Origin of the sequence: Flavobacterium caseinilyticum, from assembly GCF_004349085.1 — a bacterium.
Taxonomy (GTDB): Bacteria; Bacteroidota; Bacteroidia; order Flavobacteriales; family Flavobacteriaceae; genus Flavobacterium; species Flavobacterium caseinilyticum.
Genome location: NZ_SMFM01000010.1, coordinates 118,639 through 129,403, shown reverse-complemented (window position 1 = coordinate 129,403; position 10,765 = coordinate 118,639). Strand labels below are relative to the sequence as shown.

At 34.4% G+C, this 10,765-nt stretch carries 11 protein-coding genes and 1 pseudogene; 7 read left to right on the top strand and 5 right to left on the bottom strand.

Going from position 1 to position 10,765, the window contains the following annotated elements; genetic code table 11:
* Nucleotides 1-1,015: 1,015 nt before the first annotated feature.
* Nucleotides 1,016-1,519, bottom strand: a pseudogene (locus tag E0F89_RS15935) (DNA polymerase ligase N-terminal domain-containing protein).
* Nucleotides 1,520-1,564: 45 nt separating this feature from the next.
* A complete protein-coding gene (locus E0F89_RS15930; protein ID WP_131910722.1) occupies nt 1,565-1,930 on the bottom strand; it encodes a hypothetical protein in 366 nt (121 codons plus the stop codon).
* A gap of 160 nt (nt 1,931-2,090) precedes the next feature.
* On the opposite strand from E0F89_RS15930, the gene E0F89_RS15925 reads away from it, so the two are divergent.
* From E0F89_RS15925 to E0F89_RS15900, 6 genes are all read left to right on the top strand, one after another.
* The gene (locus E0F89_RS15925) at nt 2,091-2,351 is read left to right on the top strand and encodes a heavy-metal-associated domain-containing protein (protein ID WP_131910721.1); all 261 of its coding nucleotides are present in this window, start codon (nt 2,091-2,093) and stop codon (nt 2,349-2,351) included.
* A gap of 107 nt (nt 2,352-2,458) precedes the next feature.
* Entirely contained in the window at nt 2,459-2,791 is a 333-nt protein-coding gene (locus E0F89_RS15920; RefSeq protein ID WP_131910720.1) for an ArsR/SmtB family transcription factor, read from the top strand.
* A gap of 18 nt (nt 2,792-2,809) precedes the next feature.
* The gene (locus E0F89_RS15915; RefSeq protein WP_131910719.1) at nt 2,810-3,280 is read left to right on the top strand and encodes a DUF6428 family protein; all 471 of its coding nucleotides are present in this window, start codon (nt 2,810-2,812) and stop codon (nt 3,278-3,280) included.
* A gap of 15 nt (nt 3,281-3,295) precedes the next feature.
* On the top strand, nt 3,296-3,928 hold the full coding sequence (locus E0F89_RS15910) for an arsenate-mycothiol transferase ArsC (protein ID WP_131910718.1): 633 nt from the start codon (nt 3,296-3,298) through the stop codon (nt 3,926-3,928).
* Nucleotides 3,929-3,930: 2 nt separating this feature from the next.
* Nucleotides 3,931-5,025, top strand: coding sequence for an ACR3 family arsenite efflux transporter (arsB, locus tag E0F89_RS15905; RefSeq protein ID WP_131910717.1), 1,095 nt, complete (start codon nt 3,931-3,933; stop codon nt 5,023-5,025).
* A gap of 115 nt (nt 5,026-5,140) precedes the next feature.
* A complete protein-coding gene (locus E0F89_RS15900) occupies nt 5,141-6,199 on the top strand; it encodes an ArsO family NAD(P)H-dependent flavin-containing monooxygenase (RefSeq protein WP_131910716.1) in 1,059 nt (352 codons plus the stop codon).
* Between the two features lie 45 nt (nt 6,200-6,244).
* Here the strand turns inward: E0F89_RS15900 and E0F89_RS15895 are convergent, their stop codons facing one another.
* The 3 genes from E0F89_RS15895 to rocD all read right to left on the bottom strand — a co-directional run bounded on the left by E0F89_RS15895 (nt 6,245) and on the right by rocD (nt 10,079).
* Nucleotides 6,245-7,540 (bottom strand): TIGR00341 family protein, encoded by a 1,296-nt coding sequence (locus tag E0F89_RS15895; RefSeq protein WP_131910715.1) that lies wholly within the window; start codon nt 7,538-7,540, stop codon nt 6,245-6,247.
* 293 nt (nt 7,541-7,833) lie between these two features.
* Entirely contained in the window at nt 7,834-8,796 is a 963-nt protein-coding gene (locus E0F89_RS15890) for an arginase (RefSeq protein WP_131910714.1), read from the bottom strand.
* Nucleotides 8,796-10,079, bottom strand: a complete 1,284-nt coding sequence (gene rocD, locus E0F89_RS15885) for an ornithine--oxo-acid transaminase (RefSeq protein WP_131910713.1) — start codon at nt 10,077-10,079, stop codon at nt 8,796-8,798. Before rocD ends, E0F89_RS15890 begins: the two co-directional genes overlap by 1 nt.
* 231 nt (nt 10,080-10,310) lie before the next feature.
* Between rocD and E0F89_RS15880 the strand changes: the two genes are divergently transcribed.
* Nucleotides 10,311-10,763, top strand: a complete 453-nt coding sequence (locus E0F89_RS15880; protein WP_113666259.1) for an Lrp/AsnC family transcriptional regulator — start codon at nt 10,311-10,313, stop codon at nt 10,761-10,763.
* Nucleotides 10,764-10,765 lie beyond the last annotated feature (2 nt).

The window sequence follows — 10,765 nt, the reverse complement described above, 5'->3', positions numbered from 1 at the left end:
TCTTAAAACGGCTGTCAATTCAATATGTCTAGGAACGTGTTCTTATCTTTTTTTCCCTTCATTTGAGTCACATTGTGTCTCTCTGGAAGCGGGTGCAAAAGTACAACTTTCTTTTTAACTGGCAAGTAAATTTTGAAGTTTTTTTGAAATAATTTTTATCTCGTTTTCTTCTCGTTTTCTTATCAATCTATCAAGGAACTTTGCTTGTTTTGCGGGGTGCAAATGTAACATCCGTTTTCTAATCTCACAAGCTTTTTTTAATCTTTTTTAGAAAATAAATTTTCTGTTTGATTCGTTTTACTTGCCAGTATTTGAAAGAACGTCTGCGTTGTTGCGGGTGCAAAACTACACCGTTTATTGAGTTATTCAAGCTTTTTAAACACTTTTTTTTGATGTTTTATTAAAGTAAACTTTAACTCGCTGAAACCGTGAATTTTGAAAGTATTTTTTTTTGCTTCCCTCCTGGCACTTCGAGGATCTCCTAAGGAAAAAATGACTTTATGGATGAAATTCGGGCTTTTCAGGCGTACACGCGAGATTGTCAAATCTCTTTATATTTTTTAAAGCTATAGAAATTCAGGTATTGTTGCTCTTTTTCCTGGCCTTCGATTCTCTTTTCTGCTTCCGATGCTCATTTCATTACATTATTTAAGCTCTAGGTTGAACTAATCAATGGTTTTGTCTTATACATTATATAAGACTAAATAGTACGATTCCTTATTTACTCTTATATAAGGTGTGATACTAAAGATTTAAACAACTAAAAGTCATAATTTAATCGGGTTTGCGTTAGGGATAGCAGCGGAAAGCCCACAGTCCCGCCTTTCGCGGGGCGAGGACTTGTAGCAAATAGCCCGACTTCTTATATAAAGAGAGGCAACTACCCGCTACCAACATTGCCTCTCTTTATATAAGGAGGAACGCCCAAATAATGATTTGCACTTGTCTAACCTTAATCCTTTTTAATGTCACAGTAGATATTACGGATTTATCTTGGCGTAAAATATCTTTATCGCTAGCACATCGATCTTTTGACTTTATCAACAACCAGGAATTTTTTTTGTTTTGTTTTAAGTTTTACCAATGCGAATTCTCCTCTCAGCTTTTTTCCATTAAGCATAAAACTCAAATGTCCTTTTTGCAAATTAGATTGCAACTTACTTTCAACTTTATTTAGTCCATGTTCCTCAGCCAAAGTATACGTTCCATTGACCCAAGTAATAACTTTCCCGGCTCCATAATTATCTTCGGGAATGGTCTCTTCAAAATCCTAATAACTAAAAGGATGATCTTCTACCAAAAACGCCAATCTTTTATCAGCGGGATTCATACAAAGTCCTTTTGGTAACGCCCAACTTTTTAATACACCATTGATTTCCAATCGGAAAACATAATACAAATGAGAAGCAGCATGTTTTTGCACCACGAAGACCAATTGGGATGCTGATTTATTAATTTCTCCTTCTTGTTCGGCAGTAGAATTTAAATTACGCTTCGGATTGATTTCTTTTAAAGACATTGTATTAAGATTATCTTTTTACCTAAAAAAACCCTCTTCAAAACCTTACCTTTTATCTCCAGTATTTTCATCTAAGCTACTATGATCATCCCCACCAATACTATAATGATTGTTTTCTTCATCTTCAGTCCCAATATCCTCAAGATTGTCATCCAGTTCAGAACCAGGAACGTCTAAATCAGCTCCGGATACATCTTCTTCAAAATTCTTCTGATTCAATTCTGTAACATTATTAATTTCAACCGGCACTTTATTTTTAGATATATTTTCCGGATCTATATCTGATTCTTTTTTAAATTGAGTGTAAATATCTTCACTTGGAGGATATAAAAGAGAATCTGGAATTGAATTTTTATCTTTCTTACCCGGTTTTCTTTTATCAAAATTTAATTTATCATTTCTATTGTTCATTTTACATATTATTTTATTGATTTTCAGTACACTAAGTTAGTCATTTTTATACAAAACAGCTTTTAATTTTTTAAATTATTCAAGAAAAATGACTAACTTTCAACTCCGTATTTAACCTATTTAAACTGCTATCTTCATACTAATTTTCAAAAATAAAAACATGAACATACTTACAGACAATGTAATTCCAGGAAACCACGGTAAAATATTTGCAACAAATGCAATTGAGGATTTAGATTTATTAGAAATCAAAACAAGTCTTATGGAATTGGACGGAATAAACGATGTTATAGTTAATACGGATATTTTTCCACGAGAATTTACAATATATACTTCTAAAATGATACCCATAAGTGAGATTGAAAATCGAGTTAAGCTCGTTGGATTTCACGCTATTCCAAAAAGTGTATTCAAATTATAATTTCGACGGTAATTTAAAAACCCATAACATATTTTACTGGTGAAAAAATTAAAATAATTTGCCTATTTAAAAATTGTATCGTAATATTGCAATATAAATATATAGCGATGGGAATTACTAAATCAGAACATTTCACAGACGAACAAAATGAGTTGGCAACTTTGGCGAAAGCCATCGGGCATCCTGCACGTATTGCGATTATACAACACCTTATCAAAGTAAACAGTTGCGTGTGTGGCGATATTGTAAACGAACTGCCTCTGGCGCAACCTACTGTTTCTCAGCATTTAAAGGAACTAAAAAATGCCAGACTTATAAAAGGCAATTTTGAAGGTAATGCGATTTGCTATTGCCTTAACGAAGAGGGATTTAATAAAATAAATGGCTTTTTTGAGCACATTAATACCTATTTAGAAAACAAGAAAAATCAATGTTGTTAATTTTTAAAATATACAAAAATGAAACTATCAGAAATTAAAAAAGAGTTGAGCACGTTGGACAACGTTGCTTTTGTACTACCAAACGGTACTTATGTTCCAGAACATTTTCACGTAACTGAAGTGGGATTAATCACTAGAAACTTCATCGACTGCGGCGGAAAAGTTAGAAAAGAAACCGTGGTAAACTTTCAGTTATGGGATGCCAATGACTTCGAACACCGTCTAAAACCAAAAAAACTTTTGGATATAATTGAATTATCCGAAAAAATATTGGGTATTGAAGATTATGAAGTGGAAGTAGAATTCCAAGCGGAAACTATTGGGAAATACGATATTGGTTTCAACGGAACAGCATTTACGTTACTTAACAAACAAACGGCCTGTTTGGCAGAGGACCAATGTGGAATTCCGGCAGAAAAACAAAAAGTAAAATTATCCGAAATCCCAAGTCAAACCAATAGCTGCACTCCAGGCGGAGGTTGTTGCTAATTTTAAAGCTGTATTATGGAACTAACCAAAACCACCCTATTTCCAGAAATAGAAAAAGTAATCCATACTTTAAATTTTGATAGCATTTCGGCGGATCGTAAAATCGTTTTGCAATCACTTATTGATTTTATTCAAAGTAAAACAACCAACAAGCAAGAAATTAGGCTAAACCTAATCTGCACTCATAATTCCAGAAGAAGCCATTTGTCGCAAGTTTGGGCACAAACTGCAGCGTCAAATTTCAATATAAAAAATGTATTTTGCTATTCTGGCGGGACCAAAGCAACAGCTTTATTTCCTATGGCAGTAAAAACCTTAGAGCGATCAGGATTTAAAATTGAAACTATTGCAGCAGGACAAAATCCTATTTATGCCATAAAATATGGGGAGAACGAGCATCCTATTATTGGTTTTTCCAAAACGTATGATGATGATTTTAATCCAAAAAGTGAATTTGCAGCAATTATGACGTGTTCCCAAGCAGATGGTGATTGTCCTTTTATTGCCGGTGCCGAAAAACGGATTCCAATTACTTATGAAGATCCAAAATCTTCTGACAATACACCCCACCAAGCAGAAAAATATCAGGAACGCAATTTGCAAATTGCAACCGAAATGTTCTTCGTATTCTCCCAAATAAAATCATAAATATGTCTTCAACTAATTGCGCCCCTGCAGCAGAAAGAAAAAAATTAGGTTTCCTCGATCGGTTTTTAACGTTGTGGATATTCTTGGCAATGGCAATTGGCGTTGCTATTGGTAATTTCGTCCCTTCAAGTGGGAATTTCATCAATTCTTTTTCAAGTGGAACAACTAACATTCCGCTCGCAATTGGATTGATCCTAATGATGTATCCCCCATTAGCAAAAGTAAATTACAGTAAAATGGGTGAAGTGTTTCAAAATACCAAAGTACTAGCTGCTTCCTTATTTCTCAATTGGGTTGTAGGCCCAATCTTAATGTTTTCTTTAGCCTTACTATTTCTGAATGGTTATCCGGAATACATGATTGGAGTAATTTTGATTGGGTTGGCCCGATGCATTGCAATGGTAGTGGTCTGGAATGACCTGGCTGATGGTAACAGAGAATATGCCGCTGGATTAATCGCATTAAATAGTATTTTTCAAGTCTTACTTTACAGTGTGTATGCATATTTATTCATAACAATCTTACCCCCATATTTTGGTTATACCGGTTTTAATGTAACTATTGGTATTGGTCAAATTGCAGAAAGCGTTGGAATATATCTGGGAATTCCATTTGCACTGGGAATAATAAGTCGTTATGGCCTTATACAATTAAAGGGAGAAGCTTGGTTTCAAAATAAGTATGTCCCTTTTATTTCTCCTATTACTTTAGTGGCCTTATTATTTACCATCGTTTTAATGTTTAGTCTGAAAGGAGCATTAATTGTGCAAATCCCATTAGATGTCGTTCGAATAGCAATTCCTTTAGTCATTTATTTCACATTGATGTTTGTGATCAGTTTTTTCCTTGGAAAGTATTTTGGTGCTGATTATTCTAAATCTACCGCAATTGCGTTTACGGCAACCGGAAACAATTTTGAATTGGCTATTGCGGTTGCAATCGGCGTTTTCGGAATCAACAGCGGACAAGCATTTGCAGGCGTTATTGGTCCATTAGTTGAAGTCCCCGCCTTAATTGCATTAGTAAACGTCGCTTTTTGGTTAAGACAAAAATACTATGCAAATCCAAAATTAGAACCCAATACTGAAACTCTTTAGTTTGTTTAGCGAAAACTACGCTTCTCTTTTATATTAATGATTATTTTTTTTTTTAGTGGTAAGAGTATGATGATCGAAAAACCGTGCCTCAACCTAAATCTAGATTCCAAACAAAATGAATGAAATTAAAGATGTTATTGTTATTGGTGGCGGACAAAGCGGATTGGCTTGCGGATATTATTTACGACGCCATAAACTCAAGTTTCTAATCTTGGATAAAGAGGAAAAGTGCGGCGGTGCCTGGCTTCATGCTTGGGACAGCTTATCGCTTTTTTCTCCTGCCGAGCACAGTTCTTTGCCAGGCTGGCTGATGCCAAAATCTGAAAATCTGTTTCCTCTAAAACAAGAAGTAATTGATTATTTATGCCAATATGAAAAGCGTTACGAACTGCCAATCGAGCGCTCCGTTACTGTTGAAAACATAACTTTTGACAATAAAGTATTCAAAGTTTACACCAATAAAGGTATTTATCTTTCAAAAGCAATTATTGCAGCAGCGGGAACTTGGAATAATCCTTATATTCCAAAGATTAATGGAATAGAAACTTTCAGAGGAATTCAAATACATTCCGCCCATTATAAAATTCCGGAAAAGTTTAGGAATTTAAACGTTCTGGTTGTTGGCGAAGGAAATTCAGGCGCGCAGATTGTAGCCGAAGTTTCTAAAGTCACTACCGTGAAATGGTCTACCAGAAAACCACCTCAATATTTACCGGATGAAGTGGACGGATTTTATCTTTTTAATGTGGCAACAGCTAAATACCTTGCTGAAAAAGAAGGAAAACCATTTAATGCTGCCAACTATGATTTGGGAAATATTGTAATGGTGCCACCTGTGAAAGAAGCTCGCTCGAGAGGAGTTCTAATTTCAAACGGCAGTTTTGAAAGCATTTACGAAAACGGTGTGATTTGGTCTGACGGAACCAAAGAAGATTTTGATGCGATAATCTGGTGTACGGGTTTTGGTTTTACGACCTCCTTTTTAAAAAATATTGTTTCCGCAGATGAGCGCGGCATCATAAAAACCGAAGAAAGCAGAGCAGCTGAAATTCCCGGATTATGGCTTGCAGGTTACGGTAGTTGGACTGGTTACGCATCAGCAACACTCATAGGAATAAACAGAAATGCTAAACAAACCTGTAATGAAATCATAGAATATCTACAAAAAAACTAAATTTACTTATTTTAACAGCAGTAGCATTAAAGGGTTTTCAACTCTTTATTGTCTTTTATACATTTCAATAACATCTGTTTTGAATTTGTTTTTTAGCCATGCACTCAACTTTTGTTTTTCGACGGCGCTAATATCTTTTTTACTTTCGTAAAGCACCACGGTAATCACTTTTTTGGTGGCTTTATTTTCATTAAAGACATGATTCGCAATGGCAATATTCTCAATTTCGGGAAACAGTATTCGTGTTTCATTTAGAATTGCATTGTTATCAAATTTTAAAGATGTAATTTGACTTTGCAGCTTCGCAATAATCAAATCTTTTTCGCTCATTGTTTTATTATTAAAAGTAATTTCATTCAAAATATCCTGTTTTAAATCAGTTGTATCTTGAATAATATTTAAAACCGTATTGTTCAATTCATAGGTTTTTAATTTTGCGTTAAGTCCTTTTATTTCGTCCTTATCCAATCTTTTTCTTAAAAAGGCAATATCTATTTTTTTAGGGTTTGATGTAAACTGCGTTTTTTTATACAAAACGGTAAATCCTTTATCAATAAATTCTACTTTTAAAAATTGCTCCACTTTTTGTTTGTATTTTTTCTCTTGGAAAAGCTGATAAGCAAAAAAGACACTGGGCACTATCAAAGCTAATGTCAAAAAAGAAATCATATACTTTACTTTTTTTTCCGTCTTTAGATTGGTTTGTTTAACAATTGGATATTTTAAATATTTGACAATTATAAACGTTGCAATACAGATAAAAACACAATTGATTGTATACAAATACATCGCACCGAAAAAGAATCTAAAATTCCCTAGAGCTAAACCGTAACCCGCTGTACACAAAGGTGGCATCAATGCCGTTGCAATGGCAACTCCGGGAATTGGATTTCCTTTTTCTACCCTCGTGATGGCTATTACCCCAACGAGTCCTCCGAAAAAAGCAATAAAAATATCGTAAATATTAGGGGATGTTCTTGCTAGAAGTTCCGACTGTGTATCTTTAAAGGGACTTAAAAAAAAGTAAATGGTAGAAACCACCAAACTCACAACCGTAGCAATAAACAAATTTTTTAATGATCTTTTAAGCAAATTAAAGTCATAAATTCCCAAACCAAAACCAGCTCCAACAATTGGTCCCATCAACGGTGAAATTAGCATAGCACCGATAATAACTGCCGTTGAATTAACATTCAGTCCTACTGAAGCCACTACAATCGCGCAGGCTAAAATCCATAAACTAGATCCTCGGAACGAGATGTTCGACTTCACATTATCTAGCACTTTCTTTTTGTCTTCTTCTCCGCTGTGTAAGTCAATAAAATTTACTACTTTATTCATTTCTCCTAGTTTATCTCTATTTTATATGGTTTTCCCAAAATCGGACTCAAAATATTACTATTATCAGATAAAGGCAGCAAGATAACTAATTTTAGACTAATTCAGAGTTTCCAATAACTTCTTAAATGCTATTCTAATTAAATATTAATCTTCAATCAGCCAATACTGACGCGCCATTAGCAATCTTAAAACAACAATTATAATTTTGGACTACTGTTTATTAAAATGCAATTAACCACAAAAAGCCCGAAATCAAAAATTAGATTCCGGGCTTTTCTATACATTGTAAAAAACTATTCAGCAGGAATAATAAGTTCTGCGGTTATAGCTTCTAAAACTTCAAAAGCAGTTTCTGCCATTTTATTCCCTTTAGTGTCCAATAAAGGATTAATCTCCACGAATTCGATACAAACCACCTTTTTGGTATGGATAATTTGATTGATGATTGCAATAATTTCATACTGATCAAAACCTTTAGGAACCGGAGTTCCCGTTCCATAGGAAATCATATCGCAATCCATGGAATCCACATCAAAAGAAATATACAAAACTTCACAATGCGATAATTTTGATAAAGCTTCTTCGACACATTTCTGCAAACCTCGATAACGCAATTCGTCAACTTTATAATTTTTGATATGCAATTTTTCAATTTGCTTATCCTCCTCCTCTTCGGTATCACGCACACCAAAATAAATCAGGTTTTTGGCTAAAACTTTCGGTCCTTTATTGCCAATATTTTTCATGTCCTCCCAATGCTGTTGCGTTTCTGCTGGAACTTCATTATTCTGGCAACTCAAATTATCATCGCCAAGTGCTGCAGACAAAGGCATTCCGTGAACGTTTCCGGATGGTGAAGTGTACGGCGAATGCAAATCAGCATGCGCATCAATCCAAAACACGCCAATGTTTTGCTGGGGATACGCCGCTTTAATACCACTCAACGTTCCTAATGCCGAAGAATGATCTCCCGATAATACTATCGGAAAATAATTCCCTTCTATATTTTTCTTAACTGCATTACAAACTCGGGTGCATTGCTCCACAACGTGTTCAATTCTTTTTGCTGAAGAACTTCGATTTTTATCGTAAATCGATTCGTTATGCGTTTTGACATCTTCAAATTCAAATTGATTGAAATAATCACTGTTTTTATTTATTGCAGCAATTTCTATAGCATCAATTCCTAAATCAGATCCACGTGTACCAGCTCCAATATCAGATCTGTTCTTTATTAATTTTATCGTTTTTCCCATTATCTGAAATCGTTTAAAGCTCTTTCAATAATAGCCAAACATTCGTGTATTTGAGATTCCGTGATTACTAATGGCGGCGCAAATCGAATTTTGTTTCCGTGTGTTGGTTTTGCCAATAATCCATAATCTCTGAATTTCATACAAATATCCCAGGCTAAGTCGGATTCTTCATCACTGTTGATAACTATCGCATTCAATAATCCTTTGCCTCTAACCAATGTAATTACTGGATTTCTGGAAGCAATCTCGTTCAGTCCCGTTCTTAAAACTTCGCCTAAATATGCTGCATTTTGTGCCAAATTTTCTTCTTTTACCACTTCAAGCGCCGCAATAGCTACAGCAGCCGCAATTGGATTTCCGCCAAAAGTAGAACCGTGTTGTCCCGGTTTAATTACATTCATTATATGATCATTCGCTAAAACTGCCGAAACTGGATACACACCACCTGAAATAGCTTTTCCTAGGATCAAGATATCTGGTTTCACTTCCGGTTTGTTTTCACAACCTTTTTTGCAGTCACAATTTCCACAAGTAGCTAATAATCTTCCGGTTCTAGCGATTCCCGTTTGTACTTCATCTGCAATAAATAAAACATTATGTGCCTCACAAAGTGCTTTAGCTTTAGTTAAATATCCTTCAGAAGGAACGTAAACTCCAGCTTCTCCCTGAATGGGTTCCACTAAAAATCCTGCTATATTTTTGGTTGATTTTAAAACATTCTCCAATGCTTCAATATCGTCGTATGCTATTTTTATAAATCCTTCTGTAAAAGGTCCAAAGCTTTTACGTGCATTTTCATCATTCGAAAATGAAATGATTGTTGTTGTTCTTCCGTGGAAATTGTTTTCACAAACGATAATCTGTGCTTGATTTTCAGGAATTCCTTTTACCTCATACGCCCATTTTCTGCATAGCTTCAAAGCGGTTTCCACTGCTTCTGCGCCAGTATTCATGGGTAAGACTTTATCAAAATCAAAATACTTGGTCACATATTCCTCAAAAGGTCCTAATTGATCATTGTGAAAAGCACGTGAAGTCAACGTTAATGTTTGCGCTTGTTTAATCATAGCGCCCACAATTTTTGGATGACAATGTCCTTGATTTACAGCAGAATATGCCGATAAAAAATCATAATATTTTTTTCCGTCCACATCCCAGACATAAACGCCTTCGCCTCTTTCTAAAACTACAGGTAATGGATGGTAATTGTGTGCACCATATTGATTCTCTTTTGCTATCAACGCTTCAGATTTTGATGAAAGGTTTTGTTCTGTATGTGTCATGATATTTCGGATTTACTATTTAAAAGTACAAAATTACTATTTTTTTTTAATTTACCAATTAAAATAAATATTTTGACTTTTAAAAAGAGTTTATTTAAAAATATTCATTTAATTTGGATTAAAAATAAGTCATTTTTAAATTTACACTTTGAATTTGCACAAGCATTTCGAAATAAATAAAAATAAGTACTTTTATACAAACACAAAAGCATCATTTATAATTAAGCCAACATGGATATAGTAGACGAATTTGATATCAATATTATTAAGGAATTAGAAAAAGATGGAAGAATGGCTTACTCAGCCATTGCAGCCAACTTAAAAATATCAAATACGATGGTGCATCAGCGCATCAACAGATTAATAGAACAAGGAATCCTTACCGGAATAAAACCTGTAATTAATGAAAAAAAGGTAGGTTATGATTGGGGATCTTTTACGGGAATTACCCTGAATAAAGATCAGGATTCAGATAGAATTATTGAAGAACTGAAAAAAATACCGGAAATAACAGAGTGTTATTACATTACCGGATCTTTTACCCTTTACATAAAAATTATTGCCAAAGACCACGAACACATGCGCAAAGTCCTATATGAAAAAATTGATACTATCCCCGGTATTGCCAAAACAGATTCTATAATTGAATTGGGTTGCGCCTTCAAAAGAAATGTAAGTCTTTAACT